General features: G+C 60.5%; 19 protein-coding genes. 17 read left to right on the top strand and 2 right to left on the bottom strand.

The genetic code is table 11. The features are described 5' to 3' along the window. Positions 1-90: 90 nt before the first annotated feature. From EDE09_RS11225 to EDE09_RS11260, 8 genes are all read left to right on the top strand, one after another. Entirely contained in the window at positions 91-1,029 is a 939-nt protein-coding gene (locus EDE09_RS11225) for a LysR family transcriptional regulator (RefSeq protein WP_105371074.1), read from the top strand. A gap of 199 nt (positions 1,030-1,228) precedes the next feature. After that, positions 1,229-2,029, top strand: a complete 801-nt coding sequence (locus EDE09_RS11230) for a shikimate dehydrogenase (RefSeq protein ID WP_348631314.1) — start codon at positions 1,229-1,231, stop codon at positions 2,027-2,029. A gap of 120 nt (positions 2,030-2,149) precedes the next feature. Continuing rightward, positions 2,150-3,286 carry an ABC transporter substrate-binding protein gene (locus EDE09_RS11235; RefSeq protein ID WP_105371073.1) on the top strand — a complete coding sequence of 379 codons (1,137 nt, stop codon included), beginning with the start codon at positions 2,150-2,152 and terminating at the stop codon, positions 3,284-3,286. Positions 3,287-3,345: 59 nt separating this feature from the next. Next, on the top strand, positions 3,346-4,224 hold the full coding sequence (locus EDE09_RS11240) for a branched-chain amino acid ABC transporter permease (RefSeq protein WP_112797976.1): 879 nt from the start codon (positions 3,346-3,348) through the stop codon (positions 4,222-4,224). Then, positions 4,224-5,204, top strand: a complete 981-nt coding sequence (locus EDE09_RS11245; protein ID WP_112797978.1) for a branched-chain amino acid ABC transporter permease — start codon at positions 4,224-4,226, stop codon at positions 5,202-5,204. The genes EDE09_RS11240 and EDE09_RS11245 overlap by 1 nt, the downstream gene beginning before the upstream one ends. Continuing rightward, entirely contained in the window at positions 5,201-5,947 is a 747-nt protein-coding gene (locus tag EDE09_RS11250; protein ID WP_112797980.1) for an ABC transporter ATP-binding protein, read from the top strand. Before EDE09_RS11245 ends, EDE09_RS11250 begins: the two co-directional genes overlap by 4 nt. Before the next feature lie 2 nt (positions 5,948-5,949). Further along, positions 5,950-6,678 carry an ABC transporter ATP-binding protein gene (locus EDE09_RS11255; RefSeq protein ID WP_112797982.1) on the top strand — a complete coding sequence of 243 codons (729 nt, stop codon included), beginning with the start codon at positions 5,950-5,952 and terminating at the stop codon, positions 6,676-6,678. A gap of 50 nt (positions 6,679-6,728) precedes the next feature. Continuing rightward, positions 6,729-8,672, top strand: a complete 1,944-nt coding sequence (locus tag EDE09_RS11260; RefSeq protein WP_132410409.1) for a sugar phosphate isomerase/epimerase and 4-hydroxyphenylpyruvate domain-containing protein — start codon at positions 6,729-6,731, stop codon at positions 8,670-8,672. A gap of 15 nt (positions 8,673-8,687) precedes the next feature. Here the strand turns inward: EDE09_RS11260 and EDE09_RS11265 are convergent, their stop codons facing one another. After that, entirely contained in the window at positions 8,688-9,677 is a 990-nt protein-coding gene (locus tag EDE09_RS11265) for a mannonate dehydratase (RefSeq protein ID WP_132410411.1), read from the bottom strand. Positions 9,678-10,027: 350 nt separating this feature from the next. Here EDE09_RS11265 and paoA point away from each other — a divergent pair, with 350 nt between their 5' ends. Genes paoA through paoC form a run of 3 tightly spaced genes read left to right on the top strand, consistent with a single transcriptional unit; the run spans position 10,028 to position 13,833 of the window. Further along, the gene (paoA, locus tag EDE09_RS11270) at positions 10,028-10,675 is read left to right on the top strand and encodes an aldehyde dehydrogenase iron-sulfur subunit PaoA (RefSeq protein ID WP_112803647.1); all 648 of its coding nucleotides are present in this window, start codon (positions 10,028-10,030) and stop codon (positions 10,673-10,675) included. Further along, positions 10,672-11,622 (top strand): xanthine dehydrogenase family protein subunit M, encoded by a 951-nt coding sequence (locus EDE09_RS11275; protein ID WP_112803629.1) that lies wholly within the window; start codon positions 10,672-10,674, stop codon positions 11,620-11,622. The genes paoA and EDE09_RS11275 overlap by 4 nt, the downstream gene beginning before the upstream one ends. A gap of 3 nt (positions 11,623-11,625) precedes the next feature. After that, complete coding sequence (paoC, locus tag EDE09_RS11280) at positions 11,626-13,833, top strand: aldehyde oxidoreductase molybdenum-binding subunit PaoC (RefSeq protein WP_112803631.1); 2,208 nt, start codon at positions 11,626-11,628, stop codon at positions 13,831-13,833. Between the two features lie 41 nt (positions 13,834-13,874). On the opposite strand, the gene EDE09_RS11285 is transcribed toward paoC, so the two are convergent. Next, a complete protein-coding gene (locus EDE09_RS11285; protein WP_112803633.1) occupies positions 13,875-14,765 on the bottom strand; it encodes a helix-turn-helix domain-containing protein in 891 nt (296 codons plus the stop codon). A 118-nt stretch (positions 14,766-14,883) separates the two neighbouring features. Between EDE09_RS11285 and pobA the strand changes: the two genes are divergently transcribed. From pobA to EDE09_RS11315, 6 genes are all read left to right on the top strand, one after another. Beyond that, positions 14,884-16,056 (top strand): 4-hydroxybenzoate 3-monooxygenase, encoded by a 1,173-nt coding sequence (gene pobA, locus EDE09_RS11290; protein WP_112803635.1) that lies wholly within the window; start codon positions 14,884-14,886, stop codon positions 16,054-16,056. A 114-nt stretch (positions 16,057-16,170) separates the two neighbouring features. After that, positions 16,171-17,343 (top strand): ABC transporter substrate-binding protein, encoded by a 1,173-nt coding sequence (locus tag EDE09_RS11295; RefSeq protein ID WP_132410413.1) that lies wholly within the window; start codon positions 16,171-16,173, stop codon positions 17,341-17,343. 67 nt (positions 17,344-17,410) lie between these two features. Then, entirely contained in the window at positions 17,411-18,274 is an 864-nt protein-coding gene (locus EDE09_RS11300; RefSeq protein WP_112803639.1) for a branched-chain amino acid ABC transporter permease, read from the top strand. A gap of 15 nt (positions 18,275-18,289) precedes the next feature. Then, a complete protein-coding gene (locus EDE09_RS11305) occupies positions 18,290-19,294 on the top strand; it encodes a branched-chain amino acid ABC transporter permease (protein ID WP_112803641.1) in 1,005 nt (334 codons plus the stop codon). After that, on the top strand, positions 19,291-20,055 hold the full coding sequence (locus tag EDE09_RS11310) for an ABC transporter ATP-binding protein (protein WP_132410415.1): 765 nt from the start codon (positions 19,291-19,293) through the stop codon (positions 20,053-20,055). The genes EDE09_RS11305 and EDE09_RS11310 overlap by 4 nt, the downstream gene beginning before the upstream one ends. Beyond that, positions 20,036-20,752: an ABC transporter ATP-binding protein gene (locus EDE09_RS11315; RefSeq protein WP_112803645.1), complete on the top strand. Its 717-nt coding sequence runs from the start codon at positions 20,036-20,038 to the stop codon at positions 20,750-20,752. Before EDE09_RS11310 ends, EDE09_RS11315 begins: the two co-directional genes overlap by 20 nt. Positions 20,753-20,914 lie beyond the last annotated feature (162 nt).

Below are 20,914 nucleotides of genomic sequence, written 5' to 3' on the forward strand. Positions count from 1 at the left end.
ATCACCAGGCGTTCGGCTGCCGAGCGACGGAACATACGCATACGTTTCGCTTAGCTGCGTGAGAGGAAAGGGGCATCCTTTGAGGTTTTCATGCTGACACTGCGGCAGATCGAAGTCATCCGGGCAATCATGGTCACCGGCAGCATTGCCGGAGCGGCAAGATTGCTCAATGTATCGGCGCCCGGCATCAGCCGCCTGATGAAATACTCCGAGGACTCGCTCGGCGTTCGGCTTTTCGACAGGCGCGCAGGGCGTTATGTCCCGACGCCGCAGGCTCGTAACATTTTCGACCTTCTCGATACGGTGCATCGCAAGATCGACGATCTCCAGTCCGCCCTCGGCGATCTCGGCCGCGGCAAAAGCCAGGAGCTCTGTATCGCTTCGGTGCCGAGTATCGCAAACGTCATGGTGCCGCGCGCCATTGCTCAGGTACGGGATAGATATCCTGACCTCGGCCTCGACGTGAACATCGTCAAGATCGAGGAAGCGATCGACTATCTCCTGCTCGGTCGCGGCGAATTGGTTGCCATCTCCTCGCGTTTCGACCATCCGCTGATCGAGTTCGAATTGCTGGCAAGCGGAAAGCTGCTGTGCATCGTCCCGGAAACCAGCCCGCTGGCCATGCGGGAAAAAATCACGCCGCAGGAGATGTCCCAATATCCGCTGATCGGCATCAATCCAAAAGATCCCTACGGCGCAATCATGGCGGCAATGTTCACCAGGTCGGGCATCGACTACAAAATGAATGTGAAGGCCCGTTTCGGAACGACCGTCTGCAGCCTTGTGGCAGCGGGTCTTGGTATTGCAATCATAGACGAGTTTACCGTTGCCCATGGCGTGGTGCGCGGGTTGAAAAGGCTGGAGATCGACGCCGACAGCATCTTTCATACCTATATAGCCTACCGAAAGGACCTGCCGCTCTCCGTCTATGCCGAGCATTTCCTCGATGCCTTGCGCCGGGAAATGACCAGCGTCAGTTCCATAAAGCTCCCCACCAGGAAGTTGCGGCGCGGATCATCGGGACGTTAACATGATGTTACGCATCACGCCGAAATTGGTAGGCGATCTAACTGCGCAAATCCGCTACAAGTAAGCATGGGAGATGAACGGTAGCGTGGTGGAGGAACATGCGCAGCGTGGCCAATCTTGACTCTGCGATCTTGTCGCCGACCTCGGCTTCCGCAGCGCGGTTGCCCGGCTTCGGCCCGGCAGAAAAAGGATCCGGCAGATGACGGGCATGTTTCCCTCGAGCAGCACGCGGCTTTTCCCGATCCTCGGCGATCCGATCGCCCAGGTCCGGTCACCCGCGAAAATCACCGAGCTATTTTTTCGGCGTGGAGAAGATGCGATCGTGGTGCCGTTTCACACGTCTTCGTCAAACCTGCCGAAAGTCTTCGAAACGCTGGACGCGGTGTATAATGTCTCGGGGATGCTGATAACGGTCCCGCACAAGCGGATGGCCTTTTCCCTTTGCGCCACGAAGACGAATCGGGCGCATTTCGTGGAAGCGGTCAATGTCGCACGCCGAACGAACCAGGGCTGGCACGGAGACAATACCGATGGCCTTGGCTATCTCGACGGCATCGAGCGGAAGGGCTTTGCCGTGGCAGGCAAGCGGGTTTTGCTGCTGGGCTGCGGCGGAGCAGGTGCCGCCATTGCATTTGAAATCATGAACCGCGGCGCATCTCTGCTTGCCATCCATGATATCGACGCTGAACGGCGCGACACCGTAATCGGCAGGCTTGCGCAAAGGTTTCCGGGAAAAGTCATGGCGGGGAGTGCCGATCCGACCGGTTACGACCTCGTTGCCAATGCGACGCCTTTGGGCATGAAACCGGACGATCCGCTGCCTGTCGATGTATCGAAGCTGCAACCGTCACAATTCGTGGCCTGCGTTATCACCAAACCGGAAGTCTCGCCGTTGATCGCGGCGGCAATGCAGCGCGGCTGCGCCACGATGACGGGCGGAGGAATGTTCGACGCACAGGCCGAGACGCTGGCGGATTTTCTTCTTGGTCATCAAACCTGAGGAGGACAACGAGGAGGATTTCGACTTTCGCCTTCAAAGACTTATTCACATGCCTAGGCGGCGCATGTAGGAAACGGAGCCGCAGTTTTGGGCGCGACTTACCAACGGGGAGGACTTTCGATGTACCACAAGCACTTGCTCGCAATTTCCACTGCTCTGCTTGCCACGGCTGGCATGGCACAGGCGCAGGAGACCGTGAAGATCGGCACCGTCGCCGAGCTTTCCGGCCCGGGCGCCCCGGCAGGAACCAACTGGCGTGACGGCATCAAGATCGCCGTCGAAGAAATCAATGCCGAAGGCGGCATTCTCGGCAAAAAGATCGAGCTGAGCGAATACGACACCCAAACCGATCCTCAGGTCTCGCGCGCACTCGTCCAGAAGGCGATCGACGCCGGAGCATATGCCATCCTCGGAACCATCTATTCCGGTTCGACCATGGTCAACATGCTCGTCGCCCAGCAGAACAGCATCCCGCAATTCGTCGGTTCGGAAGCGCCCGGCATCGTCGAGAAGGGCAATCCCTTTGTCTTCCGCACCTCGTCCGGGGCCCAGAAGGGCGTCCCAGCGCTGACGACCTATTTCAAGGACACGCTGAAAGCCAAGAAGGTCGCCGTTGCCTGGGTCAACAATGAATTTGGCAAGGGTGGCCGCAACGTCTTCGTGGAAGAAATGAAGAAGGCCGGCATCGAAGTGGTTGCCGACGTTCCTTCCGAACAGGCCCAGACGGACTACGCAGCCGATATCGCGAAGCTGAAGCAGGCCAATCCCGATGCCGTCTTCGTCTACATGAACCAGGAAGAGTCGGCCCGCTTCCTGATCGAAGCGAAGAAGCAATCGCTGGCCATGCCGCTCGTTGGAGAAGTCACCCTTACGGAAGCCAAGGTCATCGAACTGGCCGGTGGCGCTGCGGAAGGTGCGATTGCCCATGTGGGCGTGACCGCGACGGCCACGGATGTGCCGGGCATCGGCGCCTTTGCCAAGAAATTCGAAACAACCTTCAAACGTCGGCCGACCCACGACGCCATCAAGGGTTATGTCGGTGCCTGGACGACGAAATATGTGACCGAAATGGTCGGGGAACTCGACGGCGAAGCCTTTGCAGAAAAGATGCACGGCCTCTGCCTGAAGGCTGCGGACCATCCGAAGATCCTGCTCGACACCTGCTGGGACGATCGCGGCGAGATGTCCCGCCCGAGCTTCATGGTGCAGGTCAAGAACGGCGCGCCCGTGGTGATCGGTACCGTTCCCGCCAACTGACAATTCCGGTCTCGCCGCGGCGGCCTGGCTGCCGCGGCCATCGTCGAAAGAGACGTCCAATGTCCCAGTTCTTGCAGGTCTTGCTGTCCGGTCTCGCGACCGGCTCGATCTACGCGCTTGTCGCAATCGGTTTCACGCTGGTTTGGCAGGCTGCCCAGACGGTGAATTTCGCTCAGGGCGAATTTGTGATGCTTCCGGCTTTCTTCGTCCTCATCGGCATGAGTGTCTTCGGCATGCCGTTATGGATTGCCCTTATTTTCGGCCTGGCGATTTCGATCGCCGTGCTCGGTATCCTGTTCAAGAAGATGATCGTCGAGCCGATCCTGCCGCATGGGGGTATCACCCTCATCATTGCGACCATGGCGCTCGGCATCTTGCTCAAGGAAAGCGTCAAGGAATTCTATTCGGCCGAGGCGCAACCCTTCCCGTCCCTGTTTCCAGGTGAGCCCGTCAATGTGTTCGGCGCCGTCCTTTCGCTCCAGGACGTCTTCAACCTCGTGATCTCGCTCGGGATCGTCGTGCTGCTGACATTGTTCCTCAACCGCACCCGCACCGGACGGTGCATGCAGGCGACGGCGCAGAACCCGGCGGTTGCCGAGATCCTCGGCGTTAACGTCAAGCGAATGATCCTCTACACTTTCCTGATCAACGCCGCGCTTGCCGCGCTCGCCTCGTTCCTCATCACGCCGGTCTATCTTGCCAAGTTCTCGAATGGCGAAACGCTCGGCCTCATCGCCTTCATCGCCGCAATCGTCGGCGGCTTCAACCAGATCCGCGGTGCGATCGCCGGCGGCCTGCTCATCGGCGTTCTGGACAATCTCACCGCGGCCTATGTCACCGCGCAATACCGCGCCGCGCTGCCTCTGGTTCTCCTGATCGTCATCATCCTCGTCAGGCCGCAGGGCATCCTGGGAACCTCGGAGGGGAGGACCGTCTAATGAACACTCATATCCGAAAGATCTCTCTCCTCGCGCTTCTGGCTCTCGCCGTTCTCGCGCCGCTGGGGCAGGGCAACTACATCGTCTACGTGCTGACATCGTGGCTGATCTTTGCGATTGCCGCGATGGGGCTCAATCTGACGCTCGGCTATGCGGGGCAGATCTCCCTGGCGCAGGCTTCGTTCATGGCAATCGGCGCGTACACGACCGCGCTGCTGACGCTTTCGGGCTGGCACTGGATGCTCGCCATGCCGCTCGGACTGACAGCCTGCTTCGTGGTCGGGCTTCTCCTGGGTTACCCCGCGCTTCGGGTGAAGGGCCATTTCCTCGCCTTCGTAACCTTGGCATTCAATACGCTGGTCTTCCTGGTGTTGCGCAACGAAGACTGGCTGACGGGGGGTAGCTACGGCCTCGTCGGAATGCCAAGGCCGGACTTCGGCCTCTTCAAGACCATGAAGCAGTTGCACTTCTACTACTTCACCTTGGGAATAACCGTGCTTGCAGCTCTTGCTATGTGGGGCATCGTCCGCTCCCCCTGGGGTCGTGCTTTCAAGGCGTTGCGTGAAAATCCCATCCGGGCGGAAAGTCTCGGCGTCGATACGCGCCGCATCACGCTCCTCGCCTTCGCCATCGGCTCGGTCTATGGTGGGCTGGCCGGCGCGCTGATCACGCCGCTCGTGCAGTTCATCGAGCCGGGATCCTTCGGGCTCGCCCATTCGCTGCGCATCCTGCTGATGGTCGTGGTTGGCGGTGCCGGCTATTTCTTCGGCCCCTTCCTCGGCGCCGGCGTCGTCATCCTGCTGCCCGAAATCCTGCGGTTCACCGAGGGTTACTACTTGATCATCTATTCCGCCCTGGTGATCGTGATGCTGGTCTTCGTGCCGACGGGCCTGATCGGCGTATGGGGGCGTATCCGCGAGAGGTTCTGGCCGCGACAGCAGGTCCGTGCCGATATGAGCGAAGGAGCGCGCCTGAAATGAGCGTACCTGTTCTTTCCGTCCGCAATATCGAGAAAAGCTTCGGCGGCATCCGCGCCGTCCGCGGGGTCTCGTTCGACGTCCGCAAGGGCGAAATTCTGGGGCTGATCGGCCCTAACGGCTCCGGCAAGTCGACACTCTTCAACTGCATTCTCGGCCAGCTGCGGCCGGAGGCGGGAGAAGTCGAGGTCAACGGCCAGAATGTCTCGGGCATGCGTGCCTCGGACCTCAACAGGCTCGGCGTCGGCCGCACCTTCCAGCAGCTCTCCGTCTTCCCGAAGATGACGGTGCTGGACAACATCATCCTGGCAGGCCAGGAGCATCACGGCACCATGCTGTCGCGGCTCTTCGGTCCGGGCGACGCCGGACTGACGAACGAGGCGGAACGGCTGATATCCTTCTTCCGCCTGACGCATCTGCGCGACACCCTGGCCGGCTCACTTTCCTACGGTCAGCAGAAACTGGTGGATGCGGCCATGGCCTTCATGGCCGGACCGAGCCTCGTGCTGCTTGATGAACCCGCAGGCGGCGTCAACCTGACGATGCTCGCCAATCTGAAGGAGCGTCTTACCGCCTACAATGCCGAGCACGGTACGACCTTTGTCGTTATCGAGCACAATATGGAGTTCGTCATGAGCCTGTGCACCCGCATCATCGTATTGGCGGAAGGCGGCATCATCGCGGAAGGCAAGCCCGAGGAAATCAGGGCGAACCAGTCCGTCATTGACGCCTATCTCGGAGGTTGAAGATGCTCGAGCTCAAAAATGTCTATGGTGGCTACGGCAAGATAACCATCCTCAACGGCGTGTCTTTCTCCATACCGAAGGCCTCCATCACCACGGTGATCGGACCGAACGGAGCCGGAAAGTCGACGGTTTTCAAGGCGATCTTCGGTTTGCTCAACATTCATTCCGGCCAGATTCTTCTGGACGGCAAGGATGTGACGCGCCAGACGCCGAGGCAGATGATCTCGCAGGGCGTCACCTATGTCCCGCAAGGCCGCAACGTCGTGCCGCAACTGTCCGTCTACCATAATCTGGAACTTGGCGGCATTACCGCCCCGGATCAGGCGAAGGTGCGCGAGCGCATCGAAACGGTGATGGACCAGTTCCCGATGTTGCGCCAATTCAGGAACCGCAAGGCGATCGAACTGTCGGGCGGGCAGCAGAAGCAGCTCGAAGTGGCGCGTGCGCTGCTTCTCGATCCGAAGCTGATCCTGATCGACGAACCTTCGATCGGGCTGTCGCCGAACCTTGTCCAGGAAGTGTTCCAGACGCTGATCCGGCTGCGCGACCAGGGGGTCACCATCCTGATGGTGGAGCAAAACGCCAAGGCCGCTCTTGCCATGTCGGACGACGGGCTTGTCCTCGAGCTTGGCCAGACGCGAATGCACGACACGGCTTCGAACCTGCTTGCCGATCCGCGTGTCGGTCAGCTTTTCCTCGGCGGCCATGTCGAGGCGGAGCACGCGGTTTGACCTTAGACGTCGCTATCGTCGGCCTGAACGCGCAAAGGGAGGTGCATCGAATGAAGACCTCGATAGCGACGGTATCGATCAGCGGTGAGTTGCCGGAAAAGCTTGAGGCGATTGCGAGAGCCGGGTTTGACGGGGTTGAGATCTTCGAGAACGACTTTCTGGCCTTTGACGGGTCGCCTGCGGATGTCGGGAAGATGGTGCGCGATTTCGGGCTTGAGATCACCCTGTTCCAGCCGTTCCGCGATTTCGAGGGCATGCCGGAACCGTTGCGGGGGCGCACCTTCGACCGGGCCGAGCGCAAGTTCGACGTCATGCAGGAGCTCGGCACCGATCTTCTCTTGGTCTGCTCGAATGTCTCGCCGGTGTCGCTTGGCGGCATCGAGCGGGCGGCAGCCGATTTCCATGAGCTCGGCGAGCGGGCGGCCGCCCGCGGCCTGAAGGTCGGCTACGAGGCGCTCGCCTGGGGCCGGCATATCAGCGACCACCGCGACGCCTGGGAGATCGTCCGGCGCGCCGATCATCCAAATATCGGCCTCATCCTCGACAGTTTCCACACCCTGTCGAAGAAGATCGACATCAATTCGATCCGCTCGATCCCGAAGGACAAGATCTTCATCGTGCAGCTCGCCGATGCGCCGCTGATCGACATGGACCTGCTCTACTGGTCGAGGCATTTCCGCAACATGCCGGGCGAGGGCGATCTTCCGGTGAGGGAGTTTACCGCCGCCGTCGCCGAAACCGGTTATGACGGCTATTTCTCGCTGGAGATCTTCAACGACCAGTTCCGCGGCGGACAGGCCCGGGCGATTGCCGCCGACGGCTACCGCTCGCTGATCTATCTCGGCGACCGGGTGCGCCGCAGCAGCCCCGGTGCGGCAAGCCTTTCGGTGCCGGCGATGCCGGACCGGGCAAAGGTCAGGAGCGTCGGTTTCGTGGAATTTTCCGCCGACGAGAAGGATGCCGCCGATCTCGTGGCAATCCTGAAGACGCTCGGCTTTCGAAAGACCGGCATCCACAGGACGAAGAAGGTCGCGCTGTTTCAGCAGGGCGGCATCCGGCTTCTCGTCAATACCGAGGACAGGGGTTTTGCCAGCGCCTCGTTTGCGGTGCACGGCACCTCGGCCTATGCGACGGCGCTTGTCGTCGACGATGCGCAGGCAGCACTTGCGCGTGCCGTGGCGCTGGGTGCCGAACCGTTCATCCAGGCGGTCGGCCCCGGCGAGGTGGAGATCCCGGCGATCCGCGGCGTCGGCGGCGGGCTGATCTACCTGCTCGACGACAGAGGCGAAGCCGGCGGCTTTTCCGAGATCGACTTTATCCCCGTCGGCGACGAGGCCGGGGCAGGGGCCGGGACAAGAACAGGGGACGGGACAGAGCCAGAGGCTGAGGCCGTGGTGCCGGCGCATCTTACCCATGTCGACCACATCGCCCAGACGGTCGCTTATGAGGAAATGCCGACCTGGCTTCTGTTCTACACGGCGATCTTCGAGATGCAGAAGACGCCGATGGTCGACATCATCGATCCGGCCGGCGTGGTGCGCAGCCAGGTGGTGGAAAACGCCTCCGGCACGCTGAGGATCACCCTGAACGGGGCGGAAAACCGCCGCACGCTCGCCGGCCATTTCATCGCCGAGACATTCGGCTCCGGCATCCAGCATCTGGCCTTTGCGACCGGCGACATCTTCAAAACCGCCGAGGCACTCAAGCAGAACGGCTTTCGGCCGCTTGCCATCTCGCCCAACTATTACGGCGACGTGGAGGCCCGCTTCGGGCTCGACCCGGCGCTCACCGAAAGGCTGAAGGCCGACAACATCCTCTACGACCGCGACGACAACGGCGAATATTTCCAGCTCTACAGCACGACCTATGGCGAGGGCTTCTTCTTCGAGATCGTCGAACGGCGCGGCTACAAAGGCTACGGCGCCCCAAACGCAATCTTCCGCATCGCAGCGCTCAAAAAACAGATGCGGCCCGAGGGCATGCCGAGGAAATAGTCGGGGGGGCGCCGGTCAGGCGATCTTCGTCGTGTCCGCTCCAAACGCTTCGAGCAATGCGGCGATGTAGCCGTAACAAAAGGCGAAGGCTACCCCGGTCGGATCGCGGCCGTCGATGCGTGGCACATGGTCGGGCATAACCATATACCGGTATCCCACCTCCTGATACACCTTCAAGGAGCGGACCATGTCCATGTCGCCTTCTTCCGGGAAGGTTTCCATGAACGACAGCTTGCCGCCGCGGATATTTCGGAAATGCAGGTTGAAGATTTTGCCGCGGCTTCCAAACCATCGGATGATATCGTCTATCTCCTCGCGCGGATTGTCGAGCATCTCGCCGATCGAACCCTGGCAGAAATTCAATCCGTGATAGGGGCTTTCGCGCATCAGGACGAACTTCTTGAGGCCTTCAACGGTGCCTAGCACCCGGGTAACGCCCCTATAGCCCGGTGGCGTATAGGGATCGTGCGGATGGCAGGCCAGGCGGACGCGATTGCTCTCCGCCACAGGCACGACGCGCTCCAGGAAATAGTCGATGCGCTCCCAGTTTTCGTCTTCCGGGAGCAGGCCGGCGAGGCCGGGCGCGGCTTGCTGGTCGGTTTTGTCCCAGCGGAACGCTTCGTTCAACGAACCACCGCGGCCCCGCTCCAGTTCGGTACGCGGAATACCGATCAGATTGAGGTTATATTTGACGGCAGGAATTCCCGCCTTGGCGCAGTTCTCAATCATGCGGCAAACCGCATCGATCTGGCGGTCGCGGTCAGGGCCGGCAAGTAGAATATCGGGATAGGTAGCCTTCTCGATCGGCTGCGAGGGCAGGGGAAGCTGGATCATATCGAGGACAAGCCCGAAGCTTTCCACGTGATCACGATGGCGTTCGAGATCGTCAAGTATCCAGCTCGAAGGCGGCCCCGGCGGATCGGCGGAAATATGGTTCACACCAAGCTGCGCCCATACTCTGTAGTCGTCGTCATCCCGCGCTGCGACTTGTGTTCCGAGATACACGTTGAGGCTCTCCCTGACGGATCAACATTATAAGACATAATATGAGTTACGGGCGCGTGTCGAGGCCAGGTTGTATTTTTCTGCCTGCGGTCAGGCCTCTGCTATCCGCGGCCTGAACCGATAGTCATATGACGACATAGGGGTCTATAGCCGTTGTCCATGAATCAGGCCTGAAGCGAAGAGAATTGATCCGGCGAGTGCTCGCTCGCCCCTACATTTATGGGTCAAATCGATAGCCGCAAGCGATAACGCGCCCCTAATCCCTCCATTCTCGTCCTCTACTTTCCCAACGGCGTCGATGCTCAAGCAATTCTGCGGGCCTTCGAGCCCTCATGATCCTCACCATCGAAATGGAGCTGGACATGCAAAGCCTCACCCAACTTGAAATCTCCCGCCGAGATTTACTTATCTCGTCGGCCGCCACCGTCGCGGTCAGCGGAGTCGCCGCGGAGGCGGCGGCACAGTCACCAGGAAACGCGATGACCTACACGACCAAAATATCCTTCACGATCAACGGCGAGATACGTGATCTTGACGTCGACAACAGAGTCACGCTGCTCGACGTGCTGCGCGAGCACTTGCATCTCACGGGAACCAAAAAGGGCTGTGACCATGGCCAGTGCGGCGCCTGCACCGTCTTGGTAGCCGGTCGCCGCATCAATTCGTGCCTGACATTGGCGGTGATGCACGAGGGCGAGCAGATCACGACGATAGAAGGCCTCGGAGAGCCTGGAAATCTTCATCCCATGCAGGCGGCCTTCGTGAAGCACGACAGCTTCCAGTGCGGCTATTGCACGCCGGGGCAAATTTGTTCCTCGGTGGCGGTGCTCGAGGAGATCAAGGCGAACATCCCGAGTCACGTTACCGGCGACCTTACGACACAGGTACAGCTCACGCCTGCGGAGATCCGCGAGCGGATGAGCGGCAACATCTGTCGTTGCGGCGCCTATTCCAACATCGTTGACGCCATCACGGAAGTCGCGGGGACAAAAGCATGAGAGCCTTCACCTACGAACGCGCCTCCTCCGTCGAGGCAGCGGCCAAGGCGGCCGCCTCCAACCCCGACGCAAAGTTCATTGCCGGCGGCACAAACCTGCTCGACCTCATGAAGCTCGAAATCGAGACGCCCACGCATCTGATCGACGTGAACGGCCTGGGCCTGGACCAGATCGAACCCACGCCGGAAGGAGGGCTGCGCATCGGAGCTCTTGTCCGCAATACGGATCTGGCCGGCCATGGCATCGTCCGGCGCGACTACGGCCTTCTGTCCCGCGCGCTCCTGGCCGGTGCCTCCGGGCAGCTCCGCAACAAGGCCAGCACGGCCGGCAATCTCCTGCAGCGCACGCGTTGTCCCTACTTTTATGACACCAATCAGCCGTGCAACAAGCGTCAGCCCGGCAGCGGCTGCTCCGCAATCGGCGGCTTCACCCGTCAGCATGCGGTCATCGGCACGAGCGAGGCCTGCATCGCGACCAATCCGAGCGACATGGCCATTGCGATGCGGGCGCTGGATGCCGTCGTGGAAACCGTAAAAGCAGACGGCAGCCGCCGCGCCATCCCGATCGCCGACTTCCACCGCCTGCCGGGCGATACCCCGCACATCGAGACGGTTCTCGAACGCGGAGAGATTATTACCGCCGTCGTGCTGCCGCCGCCAATCGGGGGGCGACAACTCTATCGCAAAGTCCGCGACCGGGCCTCCTACGCCTTCGCTCTCGTTTCCGTAGGCGCTGTTATCCAACCTGACGGAACCGGACGTGTCGCGGTCGGAGGTGTGGCCCACAAACCCTGGCGGGTCGAGGCGGCCGAAGCCGAGCTGCCGAAAGGTGCCCGTGCTGCCGCTGGCGTCCTTCTTTCGGACGCCCGACCTACAGACCACAACCGTTTCAAGCTGGACCTGGTTGAGCGCACGCTCGGCGCGGTCATTGCCGAAGCCAGAGGATGAGCCATGCAGTTCGATACACCAGCAGCCACCAATCCGATCGACCAGCTCAAGGTTGTCGGCCGGCCGATCCATCGCATCGACGGCCAGCTCAAGACCACCGGCCGGGCCATGTACGCCTATGAATGGCATGATCCGAACACGCCGTATGCTTACGGCTATCCCGTCGGCGCTGCCATCGCCAAGGGGCGGATCAAGTCTATCGACGTGTCCGCCGCAAAGAAGGCGCCCGGCGTGCTTGCCGTTGTGACGACGCTCGACGTCGGCGAATTGAAGAAAGGCCAGTTCAACACTGCCAAACTCTTTGGCGGCGACAGGGTCCAGCATTATCATCAAGCGATTGCGGTCGTCGTTGCGCAGACCTTCGAGCAGGCGCGCGCCGCCGCCGCATTGGTAAGGGTCGACTATGTCGTGGAGAAGGGCGCCTTCGACCTGGAAAAGGCGAAGGTTTCGGCGGTTGAGCCGGCAGCCAAACCAGGCGAGGCCCCACCGGATACGGCAGTCGGAGACTTCGATGCGGCATTCGCCTCCGCCCCTGTGACCTTGGATGAAACCTACACGACACCTGATCAGTCGCATTGCATGATGGAGCCGCATGCGTCCATCGCGGCCTGGAACGGCGACAAGCTGACCGTCTGGACATCAAGCCAGATGATCGACTGGTGGCGCTCCGACCTGGCGACGACACTTGGGATCGACAAGGAAAAGCTCCATCTCATGTCACCGTTCATCGGCGGCGGTTTTGGCGGAAAGCTGTTTCTGAGGGCGGATGCAGTGCTCGCTGCGTTCGGGGCAAAGGCTGCGGGGCGGCCGGTCAAGGTCGCTCTCCCGCGACCGCTGATGGCAAACAACACGACCCATCGCCCGGCCACGATCCAGCGCATTCGCATCGGTGCCGGCCGGGACGGCAGGATTGCCGCGATTGCGCACGAGAGCTGGTCGGGCGATCTTCCCGGCGGTGGCCTGGAGACCGCCGTCAACCAGACCCGTCTGCTCTATGCCGGAGCGCACCGCATGACGGCGATGCGGCTGGCCACGCTCGATCTTGCGGAGGGCAACGCCATGCGCGCTCCGGGCGAGGCGCCCGGTCTGATGGCGCTTGAAATTGCCATCGACGAGATCGCTGAAAAGCTCGACATGGATCCCGTGCAGTTCCGTATCCTCAACGACACGCAGGTCGACCCGGAAAATCCCGAACGTCCATTTTCCCATCGCAACCTAATCGGCTGTCTTGAGGTCGGTGCGGAACGTTTCGGCTGGAGGCAGCGTGGGCGCCCGGGGGCGAGGCGGGATGGCAACTGGCTGATCGGATTGGGAGTTGCGGCAGCCTTTCGCAACAACCTGCTCATTCCATCCGGCGCCCGGGTGCGGCTCGATCGCGAAGGCATCGTGACCGTCGAAACCGATATGACCGATATTGGAACCGGCAGCTATACGATCATTGCCCAGACTGCGGCCGAGATGCTGGGGCTGCCCATAGAAAAGGTTGCGGTCCATCTCGGCGATTCCCGCTTTCCTGTGTCTGCGGGCTCTGGCGGACAGTTTGGCGGCAATTGCTCCACTGCCGGTGTCTATGCCGCCTGCGTCAAGCTCCGCGAGGCCATCGCCCAGAAACTCGGCTTTAACTCCGACGATGTCGTCTTCGAAAACGGCGAGGTCCGGTCGGGCAACCGCGCGGTGCGGCTCGCCGAGGCGGCGGGATCGGACGGTCTTGTGGGCGAAGACACAATTCAGTGGGGAGACCTTTCCAAGACGCATCAGCAATCGACCTTCGGAGCGCATTTCGTGGAAGTAGGCGTCGACGTCGCAACGGGCGAGAGCCGCATCCGCCGCATGCTGGCGGTGTGTGCCGCGGGGCGCATCCTCAACCCGATCACAGCACGCAGCCAAGTTATCGGCGCTATGACCATGGGCGTCGGCGGGGCCTTGTCCGAGGAGCTTGCGGTGGATACGCGATCCGGTTTCTTCGTCAACCACGACCTTGCCGGCTACGAGGTCCCCGTTCATGCAGATATCCCTCACCAGGAGGTGATCTTCATGGACGAGACCGACCCGATGTCATCACCAATGAAAGCAAAAGGCGTCGGCGAACTCGGACTTTGTGGGGTCTCCGCCGCGATCGCCAACGCCATCTACAACGCCACAGGCATCAGAGTTAGACATTATCCAATCACGCTCGACAAGCTGATCGGTGGCCTGCCGGACGTCGCCTGAGCAATCGGACGGCGGCATCAACCCCAGGCCGCCGTCTCCTGTTACCGTCCATCGAGCAGCGTCTTCTCCTTCATGCGCCAGGCGCGCGGTGTCTCGCCGGTTTGCCTGAAGAAGAACCGCGAAAAGTAAGCCGGGTCGTTAAAACCGAGACGGAGGGCGATTTCCTGGACTGAAGCGAGAGAAAAGACGAGTTCGCGCTTTGATTCCTCGAGCAGTTTCGCGCTGATCAAATCATGGACCGTGGATCCCGTCGCCGAACGCACGACACGATTGAGATGCGTGAGAGATATGCCGAGTTCGCCGGCATAAAAAGACGCCGGCTTGTGCGAGCGGAAATGCTGATGAATGAGACTGCTCAACAGCTCCATGCGCTTTTCGCCTTCTTCTGCAGGAAGTTGGCTCGCATTGTCCTTATGGGAAATCCGGGCGGTCAGCCTGAGGGAAAGCGTTATGTAGGACGACATGAGCTCATTGCGGCCGCTAGCGCGGTGTTCGAATTCCGCACCGATCCGTTTTAGCGTCTGCATCAGGTAAGCTGCATCGAGATCCCGTGGATCGAGCGTCGTCAGATGCGGCGATGCCAGCCATTCGCCATAGCGGCCGCGCTCGCCGGGAGCATGGCTCAGGTGAGAGGCAAGGATGGTGATCACCAGCCCCTCGATGTCGCGGGAGAACCGGAAACCGTGGTTCAGACCTGGCGGAACGGTAATGATCGACGGCGGATGAATGGGAAAGCTTTTGCGGCCGAAGATGGCATCGCCCGATCCCGCCTCGATGTACAATATCTGAAAGAAAGACTCGTGCCGATGCAACCGGATTTCCCATTGATGCCGGCTGCTTCGGGATCTGATCGTTTCGCAATGCACCCAGAAGTCCGGATCCTTACCGCTTTCTTCGCCGTAAAGCTGGTAGGTCGGGATTTGCCTGTTCATTCGTTACCTCCGCCGGCAATGTTCATTTTGTGCAAGTTTTCGGCTTGAAAGTCCATTGCTGCCGACGCGGAAGCCGAGCAGAATTTGTCAAAAGGCAAAAACGCATGGGAGGATGCGCTTGAGGACGCAGGTGGCCATTATCGGTTCGGGACCATCAGGTCTCTTGCTTGGCGAGCTTCTGACCGGAGCGGGCATAGACAACATCATTCTCGACCGGGTCAGCAAGGACTACATCCTTGGGCGCGTACGTGCCGGTGTGCTCGAGGAAAGCACGGTCGCGCTTCTCGACCAGGCGAATTCGGGTAGCCGCATGCATGCCGAAGGCCTGCCGCATGACGGGTTCTCGCTTGCCTTCGATGGGCGCGACCACCGCATAGATCTCTACGGCCTGACCGGCGGCAAGCGCGTCATGGTTTACGGCCAGACCGAGTTGACGCGCGACCTGATGGACGGACGCGAGAGGAGCGGCGCCGTGACCGTTTATGAGGCGGGCAACGTGCAGCCGCACGACTTTGGTGGCGCCGCGCCTTATGTCACCTACGAAAAAAACGGCAGGACCCAACGCATCGACTGCGATTTCATCGCCGGTTGCGACGGTTTTCATGGCGCGAGCCGCAAGGCGGTGCCGGACAATGCGATCCGCATCTTCGAAAAGGTCTATCCGTTCGGCTGGCTCGGCATCCTGGCTGAAGTTGCGCCCGTCAGTCACGAGTTGATCTATGCCAACCATCCGCGCGGTTTCGCCCTATGTTCGATGCGGTCGATGACGCGCAGCCGCTACTACATTCAATGTGCGCTTGACGAGAAGATCGAGGACTGGAGCGACCAGCGCTTCTGGGACGAACTCCGCCGCCGCTTGCCTGCGCACCACGCCGAGGCGCTGATCACTGCACCGTCCTTCGAGAAATCGATAGCGCCGCTGCGCTCCTTCGTGGCCGAACCAATGCGCTTCGGCCGCATGTTTCTTGTCGGAGACGCAGCGCATATCGTGCCGCCGACAGGGGCCAAGGGGCTGAACCTCGCCGCGAGTGACGTGCATTACCTGTTCAGTGGGCTGCGGGAGTACTATCACGACCGCTCCGAAACCGGTCTTGATGTCTATTCGGAAAGGGCGCTTGCCCGTGTGTGGAAGGCCGTTCGCTTCTCCTGGTGGATGACGACGATGATGCATCGCTTTCCCGACACGGGCGACTTCGATCAGAAGATTCAGGAGGCCGAGCTTGATTATCTCACTCATTCGCTGGCCGCTTCCACGGCGCTTGCGGAGAACTACGTGGGCTTGCCGTTCTGAGTTCCCCGAGTTGGCTTCATGGAGATAAATACATCGGCGGAAGCATGGCGCTTTGAATTTGAAACCGGTGCACGGGCTAAAAACACCCGTACCGCTTGAAAGGGAGGAATAAACATGAACAAGACCATTCTCTGCGCATTTGCCGCTTTGGCCTTGAGCAGCACGGCTTATGCCGACGTCATCAAGGTCGGCGTCGTCGGCCCGTTCTCAGGTCCGTTCGCACTGCAGGGCAAGAACTTCAAGGCCGGCATCGACGCCTATATGGCGCTCAACGGCAACAAGGTAGGCAGCGACACCATCGAGATCATCTACCGAGACATCCCGGCCGCCGATCCGGCGCAATCCAAGGCGCTCGGCCAGGAACTGATCGTAAAGGAAAAGGTCAAATATCTCGCCGGCTTCTACTTCACCCCCGACGCGATGGCTGTTACGCCGATCCTGAAACAGGGCAACGTGCCGATGGTCATCATGAACGCGGCCACCTCGGCGATCATGAAAACCAGTCCGCTTGTCGTGCGTACCTCGTTCACCACCTGGCAGACTTCCACGCCGATCGCGAAGGTAGCGTTCGATGCCGGCGTGAAGAAGGTGATCTCGGTGGTCAGCGACTATGGTCCGGGCATCGATGCGGAAAATGCCTTCAAGACAGGCTTCGCAAAGGCTGGTGGCGAAGTGGTCGAGTCGATTCGCCTACCACTGGCGACTAACGACTTCAGCCCGATCATGCAGCGCATCAAGGATTCCGGTGCCCAGGGGGTTTTCGCATTCCTGCCGTCCGGTCCGACGACGCTCGGCTTCGTCAAGGCCTACCACGACAACGGCCTGAAGATGGCCGGTATTAAGTTTTTCGCGCCCGGCGACCTGACGCAGGAATCGGATTTGCCCGCGCTTGGTGATGCGGCGCTCGGTATTCAGACGACGTTCCACTACGCCGTCTCGCACGATTCTCCGGAAAACAAGACGTTCGTCGATGCAGCGGCCAGGGCGATCGGCAACAAGGCGGAACTATCCTTCCCGGCCGTCGGCGCTTATGACGGCATGCATGTGATCTATAAGATGATCGAGGCGACGGGCGGTAAACAGGATGCCGAGAAGGCGGTGGAAGCGGTAAAGGGCCTCTCCTGGGCGAGCCCGCGCGGCCCGGTTTCCATCGATCCGGAAAGTCGTCACATCACGCAGAACATCTATTTGCGCGAAGTCGTCAAAGGCAGCGACGGGACCTACATCAACAAGGAAACCCAGACCTTTGAGAAGCAGGGCGATCCGGGGCTCGCCGCGGCGAAGTAGAGGTACGAAAGAATTCCGAACCTCGGCGGGCTTACCGTGGCCCGCCGTCTCCGGACAGGACATTTTGATGCAGACAGTGTTGAGTATTGCCATCGACGCGCTTGCCTATGGCATGGTGCTGTTCGTCATATCGATCGGTCTTTCGGTCACCATGGGCCTGATGCGCGTCGTCAATCTGGCGCATGGCGCCTTCGCGATGATCGGCGGCTACATCGCCTCTTACGTGGCGCGCGATCTGGGACTTGATTATGCCGTCGCGGTGATCGCTGCCGTCTTCATCACCATCATCATCGCCATCCCGATCGAGCGGCTTCTTTATCGCCGCATTTATGGCCAGCCAGAACTGACTCAGGTGTTGATGACCATCGGCATCACCTTCTGCATCATCGGTATAGCAAATTATGCGATGGGGCCCACGCTGAAGACGATTCCGCTTGCCGAGCCGCTACGGGGATCGGTAGATCTCGGCTTTCGCACGATTTCCATCCACCGATTGTTTGCCATCATCTGTGGCCTAGCAGTCGCGCTTGGCCTTTGGTTCGCGATCGAGAAGACCAGTTTCGGCGTGAAGCTGCGCGCTTCGGTGGACAATGCCGCCATGGCAGCGGCACTCGGCGTGCGGACCGAAATCGTTTATGCGATCAGCTTTGCGGTTGCCGTCGGGCTTGCCGCCTTCGGTGGCGTGGTGGGTGCCGAGCTGCTGCCGGTCGAGCCATATTACGCGCTCCGCTATATGGTCACTTTCCTTGTCGTCGTCTCGGTTGGAGGGGCGGGGTCTATACCTGGCGCGATGATTGCCTGCCTCCTGCTCGGGGCAATCGACACAACGGGGCGCTACCTAATGCCGGAATTCGGCGAGTTCTTCTTTTATCTCGCGGTGATCGCAATCATCTGCATATTTCCACGCGGTCTTGCTGGACGCATGAAGTGAGGCGAACTGGGTAACATGACATTGACCGTGAATAATCCGACCACACTCGGCCGGCCGCGGGGCGGCTCCTTCAGGCGCGATCTAATGGGCGTTGCGGTGATCGCCGTGTTTGCCGCGGCGGGTTACATCCTTTTCCCAGACAATCTCGCGCTGCTGACCCGTATTCTTTCAGTCGCCTTGCTTGTTCTCGCGCTCGATCTAGTGACAGGGTATTGCGGCGTTGCGACGCTCGGCCATGCCGCGCTCTTCGGTTCCGGTGCCTATGCCGCTGGCATTCTTTCAGCGCACTATGGCATCAACGACCCGCTGTTGATGACGCTCGGCGGCATCGTAGCCGGCGCCGTTGCGGGTCTTCTCTGTGCTGTTATCATGTTGCGTGCCCATGGTTTGCCACAGCTCGTGTTGTCGATCGCGCTGATCTACCTGTTTCACGAACTTGCCAACAAGACATCCTCCTGGACGGGCGGCAGCGACGGCCTTTCAGGTATAATGCCGGATCCCGTTTTCGGCGTGTATGAGTTCGACCTTTTTGGCCATACCGCTTACTTCTTCGGCGTCGCACTGCTGCTGATCGCCTTCGTCCTTCTGCGCCTTGTGGTCCGCTCTCCGTTCGGCATGTTGTGTCGCGGCATCAAAGAAGACCCCTTGCGCATTCGTGCCATGGGCGCCTCGCCGAATGCAGCACTTGCCAAAATGTATGTGATATCAGGTGCAGTTGCGGGCACAGGGGGCGCACTCAGTGCGATCTCGACGCAGGTTGTCGCGCTCGATGCGCTATCCTTTACCCAATCGGCCGAGGCCCTGGTCATGCTGGTGCTAGGCGGGACGGGATCCCTGTTCGGTGCGCTTGCTGGCACGCTGATCTTCATGCTGTTCGAAGACTATGTATCGGCTGCCAACCCCTTCCATTGGCTCACCATGGTCGGCGCGCTCCTGATCTCGGTCGTGCTGTTTGCTCCGAAGGGCATCTACGGAACCGCAGCCGCGTACTTTACCCGCCGCGGGGAGGTGAACCGATGAGCGCCGTTTTCGAAGTTGCCAATCTCAAGCGGTCGTTCGGCGGTCTTGTCGTTACCAACGACGTGTCGCTTTCCATGGAGCCGGGCGACCGGGTCGCCCTGATTGGGCCGAACGGCGCCGGCAAAACAACCTTCGTCAACCTCGTGACCGGCAACCTGCCGCCGAGTTCCGGCGAGGTTCGCCTCGGTGGAGAGGCCGTTACCAGGTGCCATGCAATTGGCCGGGTGCGTCGCGGTCTTGTCCGTTCGTTCCAGGTCACGCGGCTCTTCCAGGACATGACGCCGGCCGAGCATGTGGGGCTTGCGGTCCTGCAGAGAGATGGCCGCGCCGGTCGCCTGTTCGGCTGCTTCCTCAACATGAGAGAGGTGATGTCGGAAGTCTCCGAACTGCTGGAAAAACTCGGCCTGGCGGAGCTAGCCCATCGCAAAGTGCGCGAAATCGCCTACGGCCAGCAGCGGCTTCTGGAAATCGCGGTTGCCTTGGCGCTGAAGCCGAAGGTTTTGCTGCTCGATGAGCCTGCAGCCGGCGTGCCGCAAAGTGATACGGGCTTAATCGAGCAGGCGCTCGCCGATCTGCCGCAGGACTTGGCCGTGCTGATGATCGAGCACGACATGGATCTCGTCTTCCGGTTCGCCAAGCGGGTGATTGTGCTGGCCGCCGGCACCGTGATCTTCGACGGCCTGCCAGCCGATGTCACCAAAGATGCCCGCGTTCGCGAGGCCTATCTCGGAAATTATGCCAATGCCAGCCACGTCGCTTGAAGTTGAGAACCTTTCCGCGGGATACGGGCCGACCAGGGTTCTGGAGGGCATATCCTTCTTGGTGACTGCAGGCGAGCGGCTCGCTGTGCTTGGTCGAAACGGCATGGGAAAGACGACGCTGCTTGCCTCACTCGCCGGCCAGACAAAACGTTATGAGGGTAGCGTCCGCCTCGGCGACGCCGACATTACCACCGCGCCAAGCGCTTCACGCGCTCTCAAAGGGCTAGGCTACGTGCCGCAGGCGCGCTGCATCTTCCCGACTCTGACGGTGGAGGAAAACCTCTTCGTCGGCCTCAAGGATCGGCCCAAGGCAGCGCTTGAGGAAGCCTACCAGATGTTTCCGCGCCTGAAGGAACGCCGGCGCAACCTCGGCAATCAGCTTTCCGGTGGTGAACAGCAGATGCTGACGACCGCGCGAAGCATCCTTGGTCGCCCGTCGGTCCTGCTTCTCGACGAGCCTCTGGAAGGGCTGGCACCGGTCATCTGCGAAGAACTGATGGCGGCCTTTGCCGAACTGGCCAAGACCGGTGACATGACCATCCTGCTGGTCGAGCAGCGCATCCAAAGCGCCCTCGATTTTGCCGACAGGGTGATTATTCTCGAGCGAGGCAGACTGGCCTGGGCTGGTACCCCGCAAGAGCTTTCCGCGAATCATGATGCTGTCGACCGGCTCCTTGGGGTGGGCGGTTTGCACTAACCATAATGAGGGGAGAGTGACATTCTAACTTTGCAGGATCAGGACACTTTAACTTTGCGGCTGCATGCAATGTCAAAGCTGAATAGGGCTGCGACGCTGTTATCCAGTTAGAAGCGCGACACTGGCTCTGATGATCAGCCCCCGATCCGGCCGGCTGGGCCG

Source organism: Neorhizobium sp. S3-V5DH, assembly GCF_004343065.1.
GTDB classification, from domain to species: domain Bacteria; phylum Pseudomonadota; class Alphaproteobacteria; order Rhizobiales; family Rhizobiaceae; genus Neorhizobium; species Neorhizobium huautlense.